This is a genomic window from Actinophytocola glycyrrhizae, from assembly GCF_042653545.1.
In the GTDB taxonomy this organism is placed as follows: domain Bacteria; phylum Actinomycetota; class Actinomycetes; order Mycobacteriales; family Pseudonocardiaceae; genus Actinophytocola; species Actinophytocola glycyrrhizae.
The window spans coordinates 494,725-514,992 of sequence record NZ_JBHSIS010000010.1 but is presented as its reverse complement, the minus strand read 5'-3'; the positions used below and the strand labels follow the sequence as shown (position 1 = coordinate 514,992).

The 20,268-nt window shown below is 71.4% G+C and carries 23 protein-coding genes; 19 read left to right on the top strand and 4 right to left on the bottom strand.

Annotation, left to right across the window (positions count from 1 at the left end; all coding sequences use genetic code 11):
* Positions 1-9: 9 nt before the first annotated feature.
* The 10 genes from ACFPCV_RS24150 to ACFPCV_RS24105 all read left to right on the top strand — a co-directional run bounded on the left by ACFPCV_RS24150 (position 10) and on the right by ACFPCV_RS24105 (position 8,725).
* The gene (locus ACFPCV_RS24150) at positions 10-1,308 is read left to right on the top strand and encodes an MFS transporter (RefSeq protein ID WP_465251574.1); all 1,299 of its coding nucleotides are present in this window, start codon (positions 10-12) and stop codon (positions 1,306-1,308) included.
* 37 nt (positions 1,309-1,345) lie between these two features.
* Positions 1,346-2,581 carry a cysteine desulfurase family protein gene (locus ACFPCV_RS24145; protein ID WP_378058570.1) on the top strand — a complete coding sequence of 412 codons (1,236 nt, stop codon included), beginning with the start codon at positions 1,346-1,348 and terminating at the stop codon, positions 2,579-2,581.
* Between the two features lie 61 nt (positions 2,582-2,642).
* Positions 2,643-3,734 carry a tRNA 2-thiouridine(34) synthase MnmA gene (gene mnmA / locus ACFPCV_RS24140; RefSeq protein ID WP_378058569.1) on the top strand — a complete coding sequence of 364 codons (1,092 nt, stop codon included), beginning with the start codon at positions 2,643-2,645 and terminating at the stop codon, positions 3,732-3,734.
* 199 nt (positions 3,735-3,933) lie between these two features.
* On the top strand, positions 3,934-4,188 hold the full coding sequence (locus ACFPCV_RS24135; RefSeq protein WP_378058568.1) for a CHAT domain-containing protein: 255 nt from the start codon (positions 3,934-3,936) through the stop codon (positions 4,186-4,188).
* Positions 4,189-4,307: 119 nt separating this feature from the next.
* Positions 4,308-4,913, top strand: coding sequence for a DUF4178 domain-containing protein (locus ACFPCV_RS24130; RefSeq protein ID WP_378058567.1), 606 nt, complete (start codon positions 4,308-4,310; stop codon positions 4,911-4,913).
* On the top strand, positions 4,910-5,395 hold the full coding sequence (locus tag ACFPCV_RS24125; RefSeq protein ID WP_378058566.1) for a DUF2617 family protein: 486 nt from the start codon (positions 4,910-4,912) through the stop codon (positions 5,393-5,395). The genes ACFPCV_RS24130 and ACFPCV_RS24125 overlap by 4 nt, the downstream gene beginning before the upstream one ends.
* The gene (locus ACFPCV_RS24120; protein ID WP_378058565.1) at positions 5,392-5,808 is read left to right on the top strand and encodes a DUF4247 domain-containing protein; all 417 of its coding nucleotides are present in this window, start codon (positions 5,392-5,394) and stop codon (positions 5,806-5,808) included. Before ACFPCV_RS24125 ends, ACFPCV_RS24120 begins: the two co-directional genes overlap by 4 nt.
* Positions 5,805-6,740 carry a hypothetical protein gene (locus ACFPCV_RS24115; RefSeq protein ID WP_378058564.1) on the top strand — a complete coding sequence of 312 codons (936 nt, stop codon included), beginning with the start codon at positions 5,805-5,807 and terminating at the stop codon, positions 6,738-6,740. Before ACFPCV_RS24120 ends, ACFPCV_RS24115 begins: the two co-directional genes overlap by 4 nt.
* An 8-nt stretch (positions 6,741-6,748) precedes the next feature.
* A complete protein-coding gene (locus ACFPCV_RS24110) occupies positions 6,749-7,174 on the top strand; it encodes a DUF350 domain-containing protein (protein ID WP_378058563.1) in 426 nt (141 codons plus the stop codon).
* Positions 7,175-8,725, top strand: a complete 1,551-nt coding sequence (locus tag ACFPCV_RS24105) for a polyamine aminopropyltransferase (protein ID WP_378058562.1) — start codon at positions 7,175-7,177, stop codon at positions 8,723-8,725.
* Positions 8,726-8,880: 155 nt separating this feature from the next.
* Here ACFPCV_RS24105 and ACFPCV_RS24100 read toward each other — a convergent pair whose 3' ends face one another.
* Together ACFPCV_RS24100 and ACFPCV_RS24095 are read right to left on the bottom strand one after the other, a co-directional pair.
* On the bottom strand, positions 8,881-9,438 hold the full coding sequence (locus ACFPCV_RS24100) for a hypothetical protein (protein ID WP_378058561.1): 558 nt from the start codon (positions 9,436-9,438) through the stop codon (positions 8,881-8,883).
* Between the two features lie 63 nt (positions 9,439-9,501).
* Entirely contained in the window at positions 9,502-10,392 is an 891-nt protein-coding gene (locus ACFPCV_RS24095; RefSeq protein WP_378058560.1) for a serine/threonine dehydratase, read from the bottom strand.
* Positions 10,393-10,424: 32 nt separating this feature from the next.
* Here ACFPCV_RS24095 and ACFPCV_RS24090 point away from each other — a divergent pair, with 32 nt between their 5' ends.
* The 3 genes from ACFPCV_RS24090 (at position 10,425) to ACFPCV_RS24080 (ending at position 13,331) form a co-directional block, all read left to right on the top strand.
* Positions 10,425-11,702: a hypothetical protein gene (locus ACFPCV_RS24090; protein WP_378058559.1), complete on the top strand. Its 1,278-nt coding sequence runs from the start codon at positions 10,425-10,427 to the stop codon at positions 11,700-11,702.
* A 98-nt stretch (positions 11,703-11,800) separates the two neighbouring features.
* A complete protein-coding gene (locus tag ACFPCV_RS24085) occupies positions 11,801-12,202 on the top strand; it encodes a hypothetical protein (protein ID WP_378058558.1) in 402 nt (133 codons plus the stop codon).
* An 88-nt stretch (positions 12,203-12,290) separates the two neighbouring features.
* On the top strand, positions 12,291-13,331 hold the full coding sequence (locus tag ACFPCV_RS24080) for a methionine synthase (RefSeq protein ID WP_378058557.1): 1,041 nt from the start codon (positions 12,291-12,293) through the stop codon (positions 13,329-13,331).
* Between the two features lie 33 nt (positions 13,332-13,364).
* On the opposite strand, the gene ACFPCV_RS24075 is transcribed toward ACFPCV_RS24080, so the two are convergent.
* Positions 13,365-14,753 carry an MFS transporter gene (locus ACFPCV_RS24075; RefSeq protein WP_378058556.1) on the bottom strand — a complete coding sequence of 463 codons (1,389 nt, stop codon included), beginning with the start codon at positions 14,751-14,753 and terminating at the stop codon, positions 13,365-13,367.
* Positions 14,754-14,867: 114 nt separating this feature from the next.
* Between ACFPCV_RS24075 and ACFPCV_RS24070 the strand changes: the two genes are divergently transcribed.
* The 4 genes from ACFPCV_RS24070 to ACFPCV_RS24055 are packed head-to-tail and all read left to right on the top strand — an operon-like array spanning position 14,868 to position 18,677.
* Positions 14,868-15,407, top strand: coding sequence for a TetR/AcrR family transcriptional regulator (locus ACFPCV_RS24070; RefSeq protein WP_378058555.1), 540 nt, complete (start codon positions 14,868-14,870; stop codon positions 15,405-15,407).
* The gene (locus ACFPCV_RS24065; RefSeq protein ID WP_378058554.1) at positions 15,404-16,060 is read left to right on the top strand and encodes a hypothetical protein; all 657 of its coding nucleotides are present in this window, start codon (positions 15,404-15,406) and stop codon (positions 16,058-16,060) included. Before ACFPCV_RS24070 ends, ACFPCV_RS24065 begins: the two co-directional genes overlap by 4 nt.
* A 9-nt stretch (positions 16,061-16,069) precedes the next feature.
* Positions 16,070-18,193, top strand: a complete 2,124-nt coding sequence (ligA, locus tag ACFPCV_RS24060) for an NAD-dependent DNA ligase LigA (RefSeq protein ID WP_378058553.1) — start codon at positions 16,070-16,072, stop codon at positions 18,191-18,193.
* Entirely contained in the window at positions 18,186-18,677 is a 492-nt protein-coding gene (locus tag ACFPCV_RS24055) for a GNAT family N-acetyltransferase (RefSeq protein ID WP_378058552.1), read from the top strand. The genes ligA and ACFPCV_RS24055 overlap by 8 nt, the downstream gene beginning before the upstream one ends.
* Here the strand turns inward: ACFPCV_RS24055 and ACFPCV_RS24050 are convergent.
* Positions 18,655-18,882, bottom strand: a complete 228-nt coding sequence (locus ACFPCV_RS24050; protein WP_378058551.1) for a hypothetical protein — start codon at positions 18,880-18,882, stop codon at positions 18,655-18,657. The genes ACFPCV_RS24055 and ACFPCV_RS24050 overlap by 23 nt on opposite strands.
* Positions 18,883-18,986: 104 nt before the next feature.
* Between ACFPCV_RS24050 and ACFPCV_RS24045 the strand changes: the two genes are divergently transcribed.
* The gene (locus ACFPCV_RS24045) at positions 18,987-19,850 is read left to right on the top strand and encodes a helix-turn-helix domain-containing protein (protein ID WP_378058550.1); all 864 of its coding nucleotides are present in this window, start codon (positions 18,987-18,989) and stop codon (positions 19,848-19,850) included.
* 3 nt (positions 19,851-19,853) lie between these two features.
* A complete protein-coding gene (locus ACFPCV_RS24040; RefSeq protein ID WP_378058549.1) occupies positions 19,854-20,051 on the top strand; it encodes a DUF397 domain-containing protein in 198 nt (65 codons plus the stop codon).
* The last annotated feature ends 217 nt before the right edge of the window (positions 20,052-20,268 follow it).

Here is a 20,268-nt window from a genome sequence, read left to right as displayed (position 1 = left end):
ACCATCGGGATGCTGACGCTCGTCACCATCGCCGCGTTCGAGCACCTCGGGGTCAGCACCGCGATGCCGAGGATGGTGGCCGACCTGCGCGGGGAGGCGCTGTACTCCTGGCCGTTCACCGCGTTCCTCGCCGCCAGCGTGATGGCCACCGTCCTGTCCGGGCGCTTCTGTGACCGCTTCGGCCCGGCACCCGCGCTGCTCGCCGGGCCGGGGTTGTTCCTCGCCGGGCTGATCACCTCCGGGGTCGCCTCCGACATGCCCGTGCTGCTCGCCGGACGGGCGTTGCAGGGGCTGGGGCTCGGTACCGAGATCGTCGCGATCTACGTGCTCGTCGCGCTCGTGTTCCCGCACCGCGGCAGGCCCGCCGTGTTCGGTCTGCTCGCCGCCGCGTGGGTGGTGCCCTCGCTCGTCGGGCCCACCGCGGCCGGGCTGATCACCGAGCACGTCGGCTGGCGCTGGGTGTTCCTCGGCATCGCGCCGTTCGCGCTGCTCGGTGCGCTGCTGCTCGTGCCCGTCCTCAGGTCGCTGCCCGAGGTGGCGCGGGACGCGCCGGCGTCGACGGTGCGGCGCGGGGTGCCACTCGCCGCGGTCGCCACCGCGTTCGGCATCGCCGCGCTGACCTGGGCCGCGCAGCACCCGTCGCCGACCACGCTGTGGCTCGGGCTCGCCGGGCTGGCCGCGCTGGTGCCCGCCCTGCGGGTGCTGCTGCCGCGTGGCACGTTCACCGCCCGGCCGGGTCTGCCGGCGACCGTGCTGGTCAGGGGCGTGTTCGCGGGCGCGTTCTTCGGGGTCGAGGCGTTCGTGCCGCTCACGCTGACCGCCGTGCACGGGTTCTCGCCCGCCATGTCGGGGGTGCCGCTGACCGTCGGCGCCTGCGGCTGGGCGGCCGCGTCGCACTGGCAGGGCCGCCGTCCCGACCTCGACCGGCCGACGCTCATCCGGGGCGGGCTGCTCGCGCTGTCCGCCGCGCTCGCCGCGATGGCGCTGGTCGGCGCGGACTGGGGGCTCGCGTGGCTCGTCGTGCCGTTCTGGCTGGTCGCGGGGGCCGCGATGGGGCTGGCGTACCCGTCGATCAGCGTGCTGGGGCTGGACTACGCGGCACCACGCGACCGCGGGTTCGTCTCCTCCGCGCTGCAGGTCAACGACATGACGTTCGCCGCGATCTCCGTGGGGCTCGGCGGGGTGATGCTCGCCACGTTCGCGTCGACCGCCGCGCCGTCCGCCGCGATCGTGCCGCTGAACCTGCTGCTCGCGGGCCTGGCGTTGTTCGGCGCGCTGGTGTTCCGCCCCGCGCGGCAAGCCTCATGACGGAATTTCACCGAACCCGGACTACCCTTGGCTTTCGATGACCTATCTCGACCACGCGGCCACGACCCCGCTGCTGCCCGAGGCAGCGGCGGCGATGACCGCCCTACTCACCGACGCGCGCACCGTCAGGGGCAACGCGTCGTCCCTGCACACCTCCGGGCGGCGGGCCAGACGCCTGGTCGAGGAGGCAAGGGAGGACATCGCGGACGCGCTGGGCGCCAGACCGTCCGAGGTGATCTTCACCGCCGGTGGCACCGAGAGCGACAACCTCGCGATCAAGGGCATCTTCTGGGCCCGGCGTGCCGCCGACCCCGCACGCAGGCGCGTGCTGGTGTCGGCGGTCGAGCACCACGCGGTGCTGGACGCGGCGGAGTACCTGGTCGAGCACGAGGGCGCCGAGCTGACGCTGCTGGAGGTCGACGCGTTCGGCCGCGTGCACGACGACACGCTGCGGGCCGCGATCGCGGAGGACCCGGCGAGCGTCGCGCTGGTCAGCGTGATGTGGGCCAACAACGAGGTCGGCACGGTCAACCCGGTCAAGGAGCTGGCCGCCACCTGCGCGGAGCAGGGCATCCCGTTCCACACCGACGCCGTGCAGGCCGTCGGCGCCATCCCGGTCGACTTCACCACGTCGCGGGCATCCGCGCTCACCCTCACCGGGCACAAGCTCGGCGGCCCGTTCGGCGCCGGGGTGCTGCTGCTCGGCCGCGAAGTGGCGTGCACACCGGTGCTGCACGGCGGGGGACAGGAACGCGAGGTCCGGTCCGGCACGCTGGACGTGCCCGCGATCGTCGCGCTCGCCGCCGCCGTCCGCCAGGCGCTCGACCAGCGGCCCGCCGAGGCGCGGCGCCTCGCCGCGCTGCGCGACGAGCTGGTCGCCGTGGTGCGGGAGATCGTGCCGGACGTCGTGTTGAACGGCGACCCCGGCCAGTCCGATGTGGCCGGCGCGCCGTCGCGGCTGCCCGGCAACGCGCACTTCACGTTCCCCGGCTGCGCGGGCGACAGCCTGCTGATGCTGCTGGACGCCCGCGGCATCGAGTGCTCGACCGGCTCCGCGTGCACCGCGGGGGTCGCGCAGCCCAGCCACGTCCTGCTGGCCATGGACGTCGAGCCCGATCTGGCGCGCAGCTCACTGCGCTTCTCGCTAGGGCACACCTCGACCAGGGCGGACGTGACCGCGCTGGCCGACGCCATCGGCCCCGTCGTCGAACGCGCGCGCAGTGCCGGTCTGGTCAACATGCGCCGCGCCGCTACTCGGGTGGAGATCTTGTGAGCGGAGCTTGCGGAGCGAACCAGGTGGCACCGCGACGGCACCGGGCCTGCGAGGGGGCGTCGTGAGAAAGGTTCTGGCCGCCATGTCCGGTGGCGTGGATTCCGCCGTGGCCGCGGCACGGGCGGTCGACGCGGGACACGAAGTCACCGGCGTGCACCTCGCGCTGTCCGCCAAGCCAGGCACGCTGCGCACCGGCGCGCGTGGCTGCTGCAGCGTCGAGGACGCGGGCGACGCCCGCCGCGTGGCCGACATCCTCGGCATCCCGTTCTACGTGTGGGACTTCGCGGAGCGGTTCACCGAGGACGTGATCGACGACTTCGTCGCCGAGTACGCCGCGGGCCGCACCCCCAACCCGTGCCTGAAGTGCAACGAGCGGATCAAGTTCGCCGCGTTGCTCGACAAGGCGGTCGCGCTCGGCTTCGACGCGGTCGCCACCGGGCACTACGCCCGCCTGTCGGTCGTGGATGGTCAGCCGGAGCTGCGGCGCAGCGCCGACGAGGGCAAGGACCAGTCCTATGTGCTGGCGTCGCTGCGCCACGACCAGCTGCGGCACGCGATGTTCCCGCTCGGCGGTTCGGTGAAGCCCGCCGTGCGCGCGGAGGCGGCCGAGCGCGGGCTCATGGTCGCCGAGAAGCCCGACAGCCACGACATCTGTTTCATTCCCGACGGCGACACCCGCGGGTTCCTCGACAAGCACCTCGGCACCCGGCCGGGTGCGCTGGTCGACGACGAGACCGGCGCGGTGCTGGGCGCCCACACCGGCGTGCACGGGTTCACCGTCGGGCAGCGGCACGGCCTGGGCCTGCGGGTACCGGCCGCCGACGGCCGCCCCCGCTACGTGCTGTCGCTCGAACCGGTGAGCGGCGACGTCCGGGTCGGCACCGCGGAGAAGCTCGCGGTCCGCGAGATCGTCGGCACGGCGCCGAACTGGCCTTCCGGCACCGGAATCGCCGCGGGCACGCGGTGTGTCGCCCAGGTCAGGGCGCACGGCGGCACCGCAGCGGCCGAAGCGTCCGTTGTGGACGGGCAGCTGGTCGTGCGGCTCGACGGCGACCTGCGGGGCGTGGCCCCAGGACAGGCCGTTGTGCTCTATCGCGAGGACCCCGATGGTGATGTGGTGCTCGGCAGCGCGACCATCGCGGCGACTTCCTGAGCGGAGCGGTCCTCGGCAGGGGCCTCGGTCGGGTGATCCGGGCTGTTCCACTCGGCGCTCCCGTTACGCCGGGGAACGGCACGTGGACGTAGTGGGATGCGTGCCGACATCCCGTCGAGACGTTGCCCCATGACCAGCGCGTTCCCGAACGGCGACCGTCCGCGAGGCGACCGACCCGGCGGAACCTCTGATCCCCGACGTGATCGCCATCGCGCCCGAGGCTGTCACACATCCGGCCGGTGACGAAGCTCTCGGTTTCGCGGGCGGTCTGCTGGCGAGCGGGGTGCGGACGGTCGTGGCGGCCACCTGCCGGGTCGGCGACGCGGCCGCCGCCGCGACGATGGTCACCTACCACGCACAGCTCGCGACCGGAACGACACCGTCCGTGGCGCTGGCCGCCGCCGTGACAGAGGATCCGCTGCGCAGACCGTTCGTGTGCCTCGGCGCCGGATGAGGCGCGAATGTCGAAAAAGGTGCGTCGGGACGTCACAGCAGTACAACAGGCGCGCAACTCGACCGCATCTTCGCTGAACCGAACATGGCGGCCCGATTCCTCCCACTATGCTCGCGGCCATGACCGAGCTGTTGCTGGTGCTGATCCTGGTCGCCCTCGTGGGTGTCGGGGTGGTGCTGTACTTGCGCTCCCGCCAGAACCGGGCCCCGGTGGCCGAGCGGCCGGGCAAGCCGGTCGACCCGCTCGCCGACCACGAGGGTGTCACCGACATCCGCACGGTCCGCGCGGGCGACATGATCGACTACGGCGACCAGCTGTACTTCGTGCGTGGCTCGCTGCGGCTCACCGAGGGCGGCTACACCTGGTCGGAGCACTTCCTCGACGACGCGCGCGGCGCCCGCATGTGGGTGTCGGTCGAGGAGGACCCGGACCTGGAAGTGGTGCTGTGGCGGGAGACCGAGGAGGTCACCGCGCCCGGCGGCAAGACCATGGAGGTCGGTGGCGTCACCTACCGCAAGGAGGAGGACGGCACCGCGACCTACACCTCCGAGGGCACCACGACCGTGGCCGAACGCGGCTCCGTCGAGTACGTCGACTACGAGGGCCCGGACGGCAAGGCGTTGTCCTTCGAGCGGTTCGACGGTGGCAAGTGGGAGGCGGGGCTCGGCGAGTCCATCGCGCTGCCCGCGCTCCGCGTGTACCCGGCCGGCAGTGATCGCACGTGAGGAAGACCATCGACACCCGGTTCGCGGACTCGCGGGCCGCGGACCTGAGCCTGGCCTACGGGCTGCGACCGTTACCGGCGCTGGGCACCCACAAGGTGACGCTGGGCGGGTTCACTGTGGAACTGCGCGTACTCGGTGCGTCACACCAGGTGGTGCTCGGCGACTGGTCGGAAACCGTGGCGTGCCTTCCGGACCGGCCCGGCGCGCTGCCCTCGAGCGAGGAGCAGGTCGTCGGTGACCACGTGGTGCGCTTCGCGGCCCGCTGCGGGCATCCGGCCGACTTCGCCGAGGAGGTGTCCTCGGTGATCGCCGCCTGCGAGGCGGACCCGGACGCGCTCGTGGTGGAGTTCCCCGGTTCGCCGCTCGCGGTGACCGCGTTGTCGGCCGCCGTCGTCGACGGCGGTGTGGCATGGCAGACCTGGCACGCCTACCCGCAGGCGGGCGAACTCGTGTGGACGAAGAGCGTGGTGACCCCCCGATGACCTTTCGTACCAAGATGATCATCGCGGGCGCGATCGGTGGCGTCGGCCTGATCGTGCTGCTGTTCGCGATTTTCGGCGGTGGCGGCGTCCGGTCCTATCTGGACGACAACTTCCGCCGCCAGTCCGCGAGCGGTGACTCCGTCGTGTACACCTCGACCGCCAAACCCAAGGCGGTGTACGAGCAGATCCGCGGTGCCCGCAAACCGGCCGACACGCGGCTCGACCCGTCCGGCTACTTCCTGCGCTACTCCGACGACATCGTCGCCATCACCGCGAACGGCACGGGGTCCCGCATCTACATCGACGACGAGCGCCGCGGCTACGCGCACTGGCTGCCGTTCGTCGGCGGGGTGTGGGGCACCGGCGGCTCCGGCGAGAACTTCCGCGGCGGCGGGCCGGGAGGCGGCAAGTGAGGGCATGGGTCCCGGCCGGGCTGGCGGTGCTGCTGTTGCTCGCGGCGCCCGCGACCGCGTCGGCTGACGTGATCTTCGACCCGGCCGACGCCGACGACCTGGCCGCCACCCTCAAGGAGGCGACGGCCAAGCAGGATGTCTGCTACGGCTGGAGCGTGCGGGTGAGCGACCCGGTCGCTGGCACCAGCACGAGTGAGGGCTCCGACCGAGGCGCGGGCATCCCCGTGGACACCTCGTCGTGCTCGAAGTACGTGGAGCTGGACGTGTCCATCACCTACACGAGTGAGTCCTCGGAGTTGGAGGACTCCGCGTCCTACAGTCTGGACAGCTCGGCCGGGGGCCCCGACAAGTCCGATCTGGACGGTCTCGGTCTCGACTGGGACTCCCTCACAGGGGAGGACCCGGACATCGTGATCGGCAACGCCGTGTCCGCGTTGCCGCTGCTGGCCGCGGACAAGGGCATGGGCGAGGCCATCGAGGCGTCCCCGGCGCAGGGGACCGCGCCGGCCGACGCGTCGCTGACCGACGACCCCGGTTCCGACTTCTGGCGCGAGAGCGGCGGCGCGGTGCTGTGGGGCCTCGCCCTGCTCGTCGCGGGCGGGGTGTTCGCGTGGTGGGTGTTCCGGACCCGTCCGCCCAAGCGCGAGTCGTACGTGGTCCCGGACACCGTGCCGGACTACCTCGCCCCGCCACCGTACGAACCCCCGACCGCACCGATCGCCGTGCAGGAACCGGTCACGGCGCCGGTGCCGATCCCTGATCCCGAACCCGAACCCGTCGCCGACCCGGCGCCCCAGGTGCGGGAGAAGCTCGACGAACCGCCGGAGACGGACCCGCCGGTCGAGCAGGACGTCCCCGCCGAGTCCACCCCGGACCGCCCCGCTCCGTCCGAAGAGGACGTCGCACCACCTGGTCAGAAGGATAAGGAGTAAGTCCCGACATGGTTTCCGACGTCTTTGGTGAAGTCGGCATCGCCGCCACCTACGGTCTGGTCGGCCTTGTGCTGATGGCCCTCGGCTTCGTGCTGGTCGACGTGCTGACCCCGGGCAACCTGCGTGAGCAGGTCTGGACGGAGCGCAACAAGAACGCGGCCATCCTGCTCGCCACCAACCTGATCGGTGTCGGCATCATCGTGGCCACCGCGATCGCCGCCAGCCACGGCGACTGGGCCGAGGGCCTGTTGTCGACCGCCGCGTACGGCATCCTCGGCCTGGTCCTCATGGGTGTCTCGTTCATCGTGATCGACGCGTTCACGCCGGGGAAGCTCGGTGCGCTGCTCGTGCAGGGGGAGCCGCACCCGGCGGTGTACGTCAACGGTGCCTCGCACCTCGCGGTGTCGGCGATCGTCGCCGTCGCCATCTTCTAGGTGGTCACGAAAACCGAGACCAGGACCCGCGCCGCACGCGCGGGACTGCTTTTCGCCACGTTCGTCTGCGCGGCGTGCGGGCTCGTCTACGAGCTGGCTCTGGTCGCGCAGGGGTCCTACCTGCTCGGCGACTCGATCACGCAGGCGTCCGTGGTCCTCGCGACCATGGTGTTCGCCATGGGCGTCGGGTCGCTGGCCGCGAAACCGCTGCAGAGCAGGGCGCTGCTGAGCTTCGTCGTCATCGAGGCACTGCTCGCGCTGTTCGGCGGCCTGTCCGTACTTGGCCTGCACGCCGCGTTCACGTGGCTGGACCTGTACTGGCCGGCCCTGATCGGCATCGCGCTGGTCGTTGGCGGGCTGATCGGCGCAGAGATCCCGCTGCTGATGACGTTGCTGCAGCGGATCCGCAAGCAGGACGCCGGTTCCGCGACCGCCGACCTGTTCGCCGCCGACTACATCGGTGCGCTGATCGGCGGGCTCGCGTTCCCGTTCCTGCTGCTGCCGTTCCTCGGACAGACCAGGGGCGCGCTGCTGGTCGGCATGGTGAACGCGGTCGCGGGCGCGGCCGTCGCGATGTTCCTGTTCTCCGTGTCCGCACGGCGCAGGCTCGCACTGGCACTGGGCACGGCCGGTGTGCTCGCGGTGCTGGGTTTCGCGTTCGCCCAGAGCGACGCGTTCCTCCGCTACGCCCGCGACGAGCTGTACGCGGACCCGGTCGTGTACGCGGAAACCACGCAGTACCAGGAGATAGTGCTGACCGAGTCGTCCCCGGTGGTCGCGGGCCCGAAGGACACCCGGCTGTTCCTCAACGGGGATCTCCAGTTCAGCTCACTCGACGAGTACCGCTACCACGAGGCGCTGGTGCACCCCGTACTGGCGGGCAACCGCGACCGCGTACTGATCCTCGGCGGCGGCGACGGGCTGGCGCTGCGTGAGGTGCTGAGGTACCCGGACGTACGCGAGGTGGTGGAGGTCGAGCTGGACCCGTCGGTACTGCGGCTCGCCCGGGAGAACCCCACGATCGCCGCGCTCAACCAGAACTCGCTGACAGACCCCCGGGTCCAGGTGGTGCCCGCGGACGCCTTCACCTGGCTCCGCGCCGCGACGGCGCGGTTCGACGCCGTTATCATCGACATGCCCGACCCGGACTCGACGGCCACCGCGAAGCTGTACTCGGAGGAGTTCTACTCACTGGCCCGCCAGCGCCTGGCTCCCGGCGGCAGGATGGTCGTGCAGGCGGGCTCGCCGTACTTCGCACCGAGAACCTACGACTGCATCGGCGCCACGATCCGCGCGGCGGGCCTGGCCACCACCCCGTACCACGTGAACGTCCCGACCTTCGGGGACTGGGGTTTCATCCTGGCCCAGCCGGGGGACGAGCCACCGCTGCGCCTCGACCCCCCGGCCCCGCTCCGCTTCCTCGACGAGGCGAACCTGTCCGCCGCCGCGATCTTCCCGGTCGACCGCCGCCCGGCCGGTACGGAGTCCCCGTCCACCTTGGACGACCCGAAGGTGCTGCGCCTGGCCACCTCGGAGTGGCAGCAGTACTAGTGCCCCGCGCCGGGATCCGCCTTGAGGCGTGGCGATGTCCTGAAAGGCGCGTTCAGGGCGCTCAACGCCCTGAACGGCCCATTCACGGCACTCGTCATGCCGATTCGTGGGCCATCGGCGTACCGGCCCGGTCAGCCCGCCTCCGGCACCGGGTGCTAGCCGCGGTCGTGGCGGAAGGCGGGTACGCCCGGTGCCACCGAGGCCACGGCGGTCCGCAGGGCGCCCTCGTCGATGTGCCAGTCCTTCATCGGCAGCAGCACGCTCACCTGGGCGTCGAGGTCGCGGGGCGAGCCCTGCACCACCCCGATCGCCATGTCCTGCGTCCGCAACGCGATCCCGACCGCGCGACGGCGCTTGCGGTCCTCGCCGACGCGCCACTCGCGCAGCACGACGGCCGCGACCTGGTGCCACGGCACGAAAGCCGGTGCCTTGCCCGGCTCGGCGCCGAGGTGGATCCCGTACGGGTCGACCGCGAACGCCGCCCACCGGCTGCGTGACATCCGCGTCAGCCGCGGCACCACCCAGCGCCACAGGACGAACGCGAGCGCGACGACCCACAGCGCACCGAGCGCACCGAGCGCGGCACCACCGTCCTCGGCGACACCGCCCGCGAGGAGCCCGGCGACCATCGCAACCATCAACCCGACGCAGACGACGAGCCACAACACCGGCCGGACCGGCGAGAACCGCGCCACCACAACGGTTCCGGGCACGGCCGTGTCCAACAGCCGAACATTCGACATGGAAGATCCCCCTCGACAACGATCGGGACAATCTTAGTCGTCAGGTGTCCAGTCCGTGTTTGCTCCACACAGGATCAGGCACGCGAGGTCGCCGGGCACCGCTCCCGCGAGCCACGCCGCGAACGGGACCGCCCCCGCGGGCTCGACGGCCAGCCGGAACTCCTCCCACAGCCGGTCCCGCGCCGCGATGATCTCCCGGTCGGACACCAGCACCGACGTCGCCGACCGCAGGATCGGGAACGCCAGCGTGCCAACCCTGGACGCGCCGAGCGCGGAAGCGGCGACCCCGCCAACCGGCGAGTCCACCGGTCGCCCGGCGTCGAGGGCGTCGTGCAGCGCCTGGCAGCCCTCCGGTTCCACCGCGACCACGTGCCGCCCGCCCGCACCGAGCACGGTCCCGGCCGCCAGCCCGCCGCCGCCGACCGCGACCACCAGCGTGTCCACCTCGGGTGCGTCGGCCACGGCCTCCTCGGCGCACGTGCCCTGCCCGGCGATCACCAGCGGGTGTTCGTAGGCGGGCACGTACAACGCCTCCGGCACCGCCATCGCCGCCTCGGCGGCCGCCGCGTACGTGGCACCGTGCCGGACCAGCTTCGCGCCCGTGGCCTCGATCCGGCGGGCCTTCGCCGCGGGCACCGTCTCCGGGGTGTAGACCGTGGCGGGCAGGTCGAGCAGTGCGGCCGCGGTCGCCACCGCGAGCCCGTGGTTGCCGCCCGACGCCGTGACCACGCGGTCGGGCCGGGACGGTGCGCCGAGCAACGCGTTCAGCGCACCCCGCACCTTGAACGACCCGGTCAGCTGCAGGTGCTCCAGCTTCAGCACGACCGGCCGCCCGTCAACTTCGGCCCGCAGCAGCGGGGTCCGTCGGGCGTGGGGGGCGATGCGGCTCGCGGCGGCCGCCACGTCGGGCAGGTCTGACAGCATGAACCCACCGTAATCGAGTGAGGGGTGGCGGCGTGCTGACGGTCGTGGCGTTCGGGTTCGCCTGGTGGCTGGGCCTGTACCTGCTCGCACGCGACCCGCGCAAACCCACCCTGCGCCGCGCGGGCCTCGGCCTTCTCGCCTACGGGCTGGCGCTGGCCGCCGACCAGCCGTTCCTCGACGACCGCGTCCACACCGTCCTGCTGTGTCTCCCCGCCGTGCTGTGGACGGGTGTCCTGGTGTCCCTGCTGCCCGATCCGGCGGAGACCGACCGCCGGTGGCTACGCGTCGTGCTGCCCGCGTCGTGCGCGGTCGCGCTGGCGAGCGCGGTCTTCCGCCCGCTCGCCGGGCTCGTGGTCCTCCCGCTGTTCTGGGCACTCGCCCTGCTGCTGCGCCGTCGCGCCCGCCTCGGCACGGGGTTCGGCGTGCTCGTCGCGGCGCTGCTGCTGTTCGGGCTCGGCTCCGGGCTCGTCCTGCTCGGCTTCCTCGACGATCTGCCGAGGGCGTTGCTGCTCGCCTCGATCGGCGTCGACCTGCTGGCGCTCGGCGGCTGTGTCGCGGTGCTCGACGCGTTCGACGAGGGGGAGGCGATCCGCCGCGACATGGTGTGGTCGCTGCTCGTCGCGGGCGGGGTCGCGGTCCTGTTCGGGAGCCAGGTCGCGCTGGCGTCGCTGCTCGTCGACCGGTCGCTGGGCCTGCTGCTGTACGGCGTGGTCGCGGCCGCTGTCACCGTGCAGGTGCTGGCCAGGCCGATCAACGCGCTCGCCGACCGGTTCGCGTTCCGCGACGCACCCGACCTGCGCCAGGAACGCACCGAGCTCCGCGAGGTCGCCGCCGCGCTGCCGCGCCGCGCACCGGCCCCGCTGTTCGGTGTCGACGACGCCGAGTTCACCAGGCTCACCCGCCGTGCGCTGTCCCACTACGGCGACCTTGGCAAGCTCGCGTCCAGCCCGCTCGCCGCGTTGCCGGTGGTCACCGAGCGGCTGGCCGCGCGTGGTGTCCCGGACGCGCCGCTGGCCCGCGCGACCGAGCTGAAGGCGCTGCTGCTGGAGACCATCACCCGGCTCAAGCCCGCGGACGGCGACTTCGGCACGTCCGACGAGTGGCGGCACTACAACGCCCTCTACTTCTACTACGTGGTGGGCGTCCGGCCCTACAGCGTGCGCACGAAGGTCACCGAGCTGGACCCGGTGGCGCGCCGCGCCCTCGCCTGGTTCGCCGACCAGGTGCCGGAACGGACGCTCCACAACTGGCAGGCGGCCGCCGCGAAGATCGTCGCAGGCGAGCTGCGCGCACCGGTTTCACCGCCGTGACCTGCGGTTGGCAGTAGTTGGCAGCTCTTGGCGTGGTGCTGGCAGTGCGCGCTGGGCGACCTTCGGTGGCGTCAACAACGACCAACACGGAGGCCACCATGACCACCACCGCTCCCGCCACCCCGAAGCTCCTGCGCCAGGCCGTCCTGCTCGACGGGTTCGCCACCCTCCCCAGCGGCGTCCTGGTGACCGCGCTGGCGTGGGTGCTCGCCGAGCCGGTCGGCATCCCGGCCGGTGTGCTGCTGGGCGCCGGGCTGTTCTTCGTGGTGTGGGGCGCGGCCGTGCTGTACCTCGGGTTCCGCCCGGTGATCGACCGGCGCGCGGCGATCGCGGTCGGCATCGTCAACCTGGTGTGCGGAGTGGACGGCCTGCTGGTCGTCGTGGCGGGCATCGGCGACCTGACCACGCTCGGCACGGTTCTGCTGACCGCGCTGTCGGTGGCGGTGCTCGGGATCGGCGCGGTGCAGCTGTTCGCCGCCACCCGTGGAAGCCGCGCATGACCGTGGTGAACTCACGTCGCTGGAAGTAGGCGTGCGCTCGCGGTAAGTGGGTTCCGACCATTGGGTCCATAGGTCTGGACCACGTTCGATGGTTCAGACTGTGCCGGTGACGTTCCCCGAAGCCACCGCCACCGCCGTAGGTTCGATGCCGGGCACCGACCCGGCCGAGGCGGCTGCCGTCGTGGTCGGCGAGCTGCCCGGCCTGCCACACCTGCCAGAGCTGCCGGAACGCGGCCTCGGCGCGGACATGGTCGGCAGGACCGCCGCGCTGCTGGTCGACGTCGCGGTCGAGGTCGTACCGTCGGGTTACCGGGTGACCGCCCGCCCCGGCGGTGACCACCGCACGGCCGTCGACCACCTGCGCCGCGACCTCGACGCGTTCGAGGAGGTCGCGGCGAGCGCGAAGCCCGCGCTCGTGAAGGTGCAGTTCGCGGGCCCGTGGACGCTCTCCTCGGAGGTCGAGCTGCCCCGCGGCCACCGCGTCATGACCGATCAGGGCGCACTGCGTGACTTCCGCGAGTCCCTTGCCGAGGGCCTGACCCGGCACGTCGCGGAGGTGCGCAAACGCACCGGCGCCGCCGTGGTCGTCCAGTTCGACGAGCCGTCGCTGCCCTCGGTGCTGGCGGGTGCGCTGCCGAGCCCGTCCGGCCTGAGCATGGTCCCTGCGGTGGCGGAACCGGAGGCCCGCGAGACGCTCCGCGCGCTGTTCGACGCGGCCCGCACGGCGACGGACCAGCCCGTCGTGGTCCACTGCTGCGCCCCGCGCCCACCGGTCGCCCTGTTCCGCGAGGCGGGCGCCGACGCGATCTCCCTGGACGCGACGCTGCTCGACGGCATGCCCTCGGTCTTCGCCGACCAGCTGGGCGAGGCGTGGGACGACGGTTGCGTGTTCTTCCTCGGCCTGGTCCCGAGCACGGAACCGGCCCGCCCGCCGGCATTGCACGACATCGCCCGCCCGGCGCTGGAACTGGTGGACCGCCTGGGCTTCCCGCGCACGCTGCTGGCGCAACGCGCGGTCCCGACCCCGACGTGCGGCCTCGCGGGCGCCACCGCGACGTGGGCCCGGCGTGCGCTGGAACTCACCCGCGACCTGGGCAAGGCGTTCGTGGAACCACCGGAGTCCTGGTAGTCACCGATCGCCTTGTCGTGGCAGGGGGAGGGGTCACTGCCGCCGGAACGTGAACGCCACCGCGCACGTCAGCAGCGCGATCACCGCCGACGTGGTGAACGCCGCCGTCATGCCCGTGACCAGTGCGTCCGTCCCGGCGCGACCACGTGCCGCCGACCCGGCCACGGTCACCAGCACGGCCAGCCCCAGAGTCGACCCGATCTGCTGCATCGTCTGCAGCGCGCCCCCGGCCGCCCCCGCGTCCTCGGGCGGCACGGTCCCCATGATCAGCACGTTCAGCGGCGCGAACGCGAGCCCGCTGCCCACGCCCATCAGGATCATCGGCCCGAGCACCCCCGGCACGTAGCCGGAACCGGTCGACAGTCGCGCCACCCACCACAGGCCGGCCGACATGAGCAGTGTGCCGGTCACGACGACCGGCTTCGGGCCCAGCTGTGACAGCAACCGGGGCACCGCCCTGGACAGCGCGAAGATCCCCACGGCCATCGGCAGGAACGCGAACCCGGTCGTCAGTGCCCCGTACCCGCTCACCTCCTGCAGGAACTGCGTCAGGAAGAAGAACGCCGACATCATCGACAGCGGCCCGAGGAAGAAGTTCGTGTACCCGGCCGCCCGGTTGCGGTCGGCGAACAGCCGCAGCGGCAGCATCGGGTGCCCGACCCGCGTCTGCGACCACACGAACGCCACCACCAGCACGCCACCGGCCACCAGTGACCACACCGCCGACGCGGCGTCCCACCCGGTCTCGGCGGCCCGGATGAACCCGAACACCAGCGCTCCCACGCCGGACGTGGCGAGCACCGCGCCGGCCAGGTCCAGCCGGGCGGGCTGCCGCCCGGGTTCGGCGATGTACCGCCGGCCGAACGCGAGCACGACCACCCCGAACGGCACGTTGATGAACATGACCGACCGCCACGTCAGCCATTCGGTCAGCAGGCCGCCGAGGATCAGTCCCACGGCGAACCCGGACGACGCCATCGCGGAGAACAACGACAGCGCCCGCACCCGTGCCCGCTGGTCGGCGAACGTGCTGGTGATCAACGCGATCGTGCTCGGACCGGCGGCCGCGGCACCGAGTCCCTGGACGATCCTGGCCGCGATCAGCAGCCCGGCCGAGTCGGCGAGCCCGCCCGCGAGCGAGGCCACGGTGAACACCGCGACCCCGATCAGGAACACGCGCCGCCGCCCGAACAGGTCGCCGAGCCGCCCGCCCAGCAGCAGCAACCCGCCGAACACCAGCGTGTACGCGTTCATCACCCACGACAGCCCGGCGGGCGTGAAGCCGAGGTCGGCGCGGATGCGGGGGAGCGCCACGTTCATCACGGTCACGTCGAGCATGAGCATGAGCTGGCACGTGAGGATCAGTGCCAGCGCGATCCCCGGCCTGGCCGCGACGGGCCGGGCCATGGTGTGAGCGGTCAAGGAACACCCCTAAGTGGAGATAGTCTCCGTTTGGACCGCGTTAGCATATGGAGAACGTCTCCGGCTGCGCAAGATTATCCGGAGAAAGTCTCCGGATGGAAGGGTCGGGCACCGATGCGCGCCGACGCACGCCGCAACTACGAGCGGATCGTGGCGACCGCGCGCGAGGTGTTCCATGAGCACGGCGTGACCGCGCCGCTGGACGACGTCGTCAAACGCGCGGGAGTCGGCGCGGGCACCCTCTACCGGCACTTCCCGACCAGGGAGGTCCTCGTCGAGGCCGTCTACCGCAGCGAGATCGAGGAGATCGCGGAGCAGGCGTACGCGCTGGCCGGGGAGCTGTCCGCCGAGGACGCCGTCCGCGAGTGGTTCCGGGAGCTGATCCGCTTCCACATCGAGCGGTCCGGTCTGGCCTTCGCGCTGAAGGCGGTGATCGACGAGGACTCGGAGACCTTCCTGTACTGCAAGCAGAAGCTGCGGGACGCGGCATGGGCGTTGCTGGAGCCCGCGCAGGCCGTCGGCGCGGTGCGTCCCGACCTGGAACCCGTGGACCTGATGCGGCTCTCGCACGGCATCGGGGCAGCCGCGAGGTTCGCGGACGAGGCGAGCAGGGACCGGATGCTGTCGGTCCTGATGGAGGGGTTGAAGCCGTGAGGTTCTTTCGCCGCAAGGAGACGCCCCGCGTCGAGCGGCCGGATCCGGAGACGCTGGCGGAGCGGTTCTGGTGCGGCTGGTACGAGCTGCTGCCCGAGGTCGCCGCCGCGCTGGGGGACCGCGAGCCGCAGCGGGTCGAGAACCAGCTGTGCGACCTCGTCGCGGACCTGCACCCCAACCTGCACTTCTCGCTCGAACGCGGCCAGAAGGCGATCTACGCGCTGGTGCTGAGCGGGCAGGAGGACCCGCGACTGCGTCCCTACACCGACGCCTGGCGCGCGGCGGCCCCCGCCGACGACGCGATCTGGGAGTATCACGACTCGGTCCCGCCGGTCCCGGACCCGACACAGGTCACGGTCAACCTCGGCGCCCACCGCGTCCCGCTGAAGGACGTCCGCGTGGTCGCGCAAGTCGACGGGGACGTGGTCGACGTGGCCGTCTACCACCCGGAGATGGCCGCACTCGACCAGGCGGCCCGCGAGGCGATGACCTACCTCCCGCTCGACGCGGCGCTGGGGGAGCGGCTCGCGGCACGGCGGCTGCGGCGGGTGGAGACGGCGACGACCGAGCCGGCGGACACGATCGGGTTACTCGAACTCCGGACGCTCGTGCGGGGCCTCGACGGGCCCGAAAATGTCGGTCGTCGCGACTAGTCTGCCCTTGTGACCAGTGCAGACGAGACTGTGAAGGCCGAAGGCGTCGAGGACGTGCCGACCGAGGTGCGGGAGCGCCACGGGGCGCTGTCCGAGGAGATCGACGGGCACCGCTTCCGCTACTACGTGCTCGACTCGCCGACCATCTCCGACGGTGAGTTCGACGCGTTGTGGCACGAGCTGCTCGCCATCGAGGAGGCCCATCCGGGGCTGGTCACGCCGGAGTCGCCGAGTCAGCAGGTGGGCGGCACGTTCTCCACGGAGTTCAGGGCCGTCGACCACCTGGAGCGGATGCTCAGTCTCGACAACACCTTCGACGCCGACGAGCTGGGCGCGTGGGTGGACCGGGTCGAGAAGGAGCTTGGCGAGACCTCGTACCTGTGCGAGCTGAAGATCGACGGCCTCGCCATCAACCTGCTCTACGAGAACGGCCGCCTGGTCCGCGGCCTGACCCGTGGCGACGGCCGCACCGGTGAGGACGTCACGCTCAACATCCGCACCCTCGACGACGTGCCGGTCCAGCTCACCGGCACCGACGAGTTCCCGGTGCCCAGGCGCGTCGAGGTCCGCGGTGAGGTGTACTTCCGCGTCGAGGACTTCACGGAGCTGAACGCCAAGCTCGTCGAGGCGGGCAAGCCCGCGTTCGCCAACCCGCGCAACACGGCGGCGGGTTCGTTGCGGCAGAAGGATCCCAAGGTCACCGCGAGCCGCAGGCTCAGGCTGATCTGCCACGGCCTTGGCAAGCGCGACGGCTTCGAACCGGCGCGGCAGTCGCAGGCCTACCAGGCGCTCGCGGCGTGGGGCCTGCCGGTCTCCTCGCACACCAAGGTGATCTCCGACCGGGCCGAGCTGTTCGCCCACATCGAGTACTGGGGCGCGCACCGCCACGACGTCGACCACGAGATCGACGGCATCGTGATCAAGGTCGACGAGGTCGCCAGGCAGCGCAGGCTCGGCGCCACGTCACGGGCGCCGCGCTGGGCCATCGCCTACAAGTACCCGCCGGAGGAGGCCACCACGAAGCTCCTCGACATCAGGGTCAACGTCGGCCGCACCGGCCGGGTCACGCCGTACGCGGTGATGGAGCCGGTGAAGGTCGCCGGTTCCACGGTCGAGATGGCCACGCTGCACAACGCGAGCGAGGTCAGGCGCAAGGGCGTGTGGATCGGCGACCGCGTGGTGATCCGCAAGGCCGGTGACGTGATCCCCGAGGTGCTCGGCCCGGTGACCGACGCCCGCCCGGACGACGCCTACGAGTTCGAGATGCCCGCGACGTGCCCGTCCTGCGGCACCACCCTGGCGTACGAGAAGGAGGGCGACGCCGACATCCGCTGCCCCAACGCGCGGTACTGCCCAGGGCAGCGCAAGGAACGTCTCTCCTACATCGCGGGCCGCTCGGCACTCGACATCGAGGTCCTGGGCTACGAGGCCGCCGCCGCGCTGGTCGACTCGGGTGTGCTGGCCGACGAGGGCGACCTGTTCGACCTCGACGAGGAGAAGCTGCTGGCCGTCGAGCTGTTCCGCACGAAGGCGGGCACGTTGTCGGCCAACGGCCAGAAGCTGTTGCAGAACCTGGACACCGTCAAGGAACGCCCGCTGTGGCGGATCCTGGTGGCGCTGTCGATCCGGCACGTCGGCCCGACCGCCGCCCGCGCGCTGGCGCTGGAGTTCGGTTCCCTGCCCCGCATCATGAACGCCTCCGAAGAGGAGCTCGCGGAGGCCGAGGGGGTCGGCCCGACGATCGTGACCGCGCTGCGGGAGTGGTTCGCGACCGACTGGCGCCGCGAGATCGTCGAGAAGTGGCAGCGCTCCGGTGTGCGGATGGAGGAGGAGCGCGACGAGTCGATCGTGCGCAACCTGGAGGGCATGTCGATCGTGGTGACGGGCAGCCTGCAGACCTTCTCCCGTGACGAGGCCAAGGAAGCGATCATGGCCCGCGGCGGCAAGGCGTCTGGTTCGGTGTCGAAGAAGACGGCGTTCGTCGTGGTCGGCGACGCGCCGGGGTCCAAGCACGACAAGGCCGTGCAGCTCAAGGTCCCGGTGCTGGACGAGGACGGTTTCCGCGTCCTGCTCGAACAGGGCCCGGACGCGGCGCGGGAAGTGGCACAGGTGGGAGACGGCACGGATGAGTGAGGTGACGATCCGCCCGGTCCGCGAGGACGAGCTGGGTGCGGTCGGTGAGCTGACGATCAACGCCTACCACGCGGACGGGTACGAGACCTCGGGCCCGTACGCGCTCAAGCTCGCGGACGCGCGCCCGCGTGCGGAGGAGGCGGAGCTGCTGGTGGCGGTGGACGACACGGGGGCCGTGCTCGGCACGGTCACCGTCGCGCCGCCCGGTTCGCCGTGGGCACAGGTCGCGGCGCCGGACGAGCTGGAGTTCCGGATGCTGGCGGTGTCCCCGGCGGCCAGGGGGAGGGGAGTGGGAGAGGCCCTGACCCGGCGCGTGGTCGAACGGGCCGAGGAGCTGGGGCTGCGTGCCGTCACGTTGAGCAGTTCGCAGGAGATGGTCGCGGCACACCGGTTGTACGAGCGACTGGGGTTCCGCCGCACGCCGGAGGCCGACTGGAGCCCGGTGCCCGGCGTCGAGCTGGTCACCTATCGGCTGGACCTGTAGTTTCCAGGTCGGCGATCGCCTTGGCGCCCAAGGAGATCACCTGTGCGAGGTTCTGGCGGTTGAGGACCAGCACGTAGTCGTCGTCCTGACCGAAGAACAGCGTCGCCTTGTCGTTGAGCCGGTCGGTTTCGTAGTGCATCGGGCCCCGCGCGGTCATCTCGACCCACGACTCCACCGACACGCCGGACTGCTTGTACAGCGCCACGAGTGGCACCTCCCTAGAGTTGGCATTACTGTCACCCAAGACCGAAGATAGGGTGACAGTAATGCCGACGCAAGTCGCGATCGGGTGAATCAGGGGAGGTCGTCGTGGGCGTGGCGCGTCCGACGTTCGAGCGCAGGCAGCTGGGGTTGACGCTGCGCAGGTTGCGGGACCAGGCGGGCAAGCCGCAGCAGGTGGCGGCGGACCTGCTGGAGAAGACGCGGACGCGGATCGTGCAGTTGGAGGACGGGACGGCGACCGTCAGCCAGGAGGAACTGGTCAAGCTGCTCGACTGCTACGGCGTGACCGGCGACGAACGCGTGACGGTGCTCGAACTGGGCGCCCAGGCGAGGCGCCGCCAGAAGCGCCGCGTACACGTGGACCACCTTCCCGATGCCTACCAACGTTTCGCGGACCTCGAAGCCAGCGCCTCGGAGATCAACTGGTTCGAGACGGGCATCATCCCCGGCCTACTCCAGTCCCCGAGCTACATGCGCGCGGTCTTCGCCGAGTGCGAAGGCGTGTGGTGGGACGAGAACGACTCGCAAGGGCATGACCGTCTGGCCTATCGTCTCGAACGGCAGACGAGGTTGCTCGAATCGGACGAGCGGCGCATCTTCCGTTTCGTGGTCACACAGGATGCGCTCCGCGCGAATCTTGGCTCGCCGGAAGTCATGGAGGAGCAACGGAGCCACCTGCTGGCGCTCCTCGACGCGCATCGGGATCTCACCGTTCGCGTGCTGCCCAACGACGCCTACCCCAACCCGGCGCGTGGCCGAGGACTGTGGATCTTCGGTTTCGGGGATCGGGCCGCGCCGGTCGGCTATTCGCCAGCCGCCCACGGGCCTTCGGCCTATCACGACGACGAGGCCGACACCTCCCGTATGCTGCGAGCGTTCTACCGGATCTGGGAGCAGTCGCTGAGTCGTAGCGAGTCCCGCCGGGCGATTGAGGGCATCGCGAAGGAGTAGCGGGTGCGAGACACCGGTTGGTTCAAGAGCACTCGCAGCGGGGGCAACGACGAGGGGTGCGTCGAGGTCCGGCTAACCGAGATCTCGGTGGGAGTCCGCGACTCCAAGAACGCAACCGGCCCGACCTTCCGGTTCACACCGCTTGAGTGGCAAACCTTCATCACCGCCACCCAAAAAAACCACTTCACCACACAGCGCTAACCCACCCCACACACCACCCCCGCCGCGAGTCCCGCGTTCGGAACCCGCGAGTCCCGCGTTCGGAACCCGCGAGTCCCCCGTTCGGAACTCGCGAGTTCCCCGTTCGGAACTCGTGAGTTGACGTTTCGGGTTGAACGGCGCTGGACGCGAACGGGCGACTCGCGGGTCCTGAACGGGGAACTCGCGGGTCCTGAACCGGGGACTCGCGGGTCCTGAA

Coding starts and splice junctions, on each gene's coding strand:
- ACFPCV_RS24095 (WP_378058560.1), bottom strand. CDS start 10,392: ATGCTGTCAGACCTGCCCGACGTGGCGGCCGCCGCGAGCCGCATCGCC.
- ACFPCV_RS24110 (WP_378058563.1), top strand. CDS start 6,749: ATGGTTTCCGACGTCTTTGGTGAAGTCGGCATCGCCGCCACCTACGGT.
- ACFPCV_RS24120 (WP_378058565.1), top strand. CDS start 5,392: ATGACCTTTCGTACCAAGATGATCATCGCGGGCGCGATCGGTGGCGTC.
- ACFPCV_RS24150 (WP_465251574.1), top strand. CDS start 10: ATGCTGACGCTCGTCACCATCGCCGCGTTCGAGCACCTCGGGGTCAGC.
- ACFPCV_RS24070 (WP_378058555.1), top strand. CDS start 14,868: ATGCGCGCCGACGCACGCCGCAACTACGAGCGGATCGTGGCGACCGCG.
- ACFPCV_RS24055 (WP_378058552.1), top strand. CDS start 18,186: ATGAGTGAGGTGACGATCCGCCCGGTCCGCGAGGACGAGCTGGGTGCG.
- ACFPCV_RS24130 (WP_378058567.1), top strand. CDS start 4,308: ATGACCGAGCTGTTGCTGGTGCTGATCCTGGTCGCCCTCGTGGGTGTC.
- ACFPCV_RS24145 (WP_378058570.1), top strand. CDS start 1,346: ATGACCTATCTCGACCACGCGGCCACGACCCCGCTGCTGCCCGAGGCA.
- ACFPCV_RS24080 (WP_378058557.1), top strand. CDS start 12,291: ATGGTTCAGACTGTGCCGGTGACGTTCCCCGAAGCCACCGCCACCGCC.
- ACFPCV_RS24085 (WP_378058558.1), top strand. CDS start 11,801: ATGACCACCACCGCTCCCGCCACCCCGAAGCTCCTGCGCCAGGCCGTC.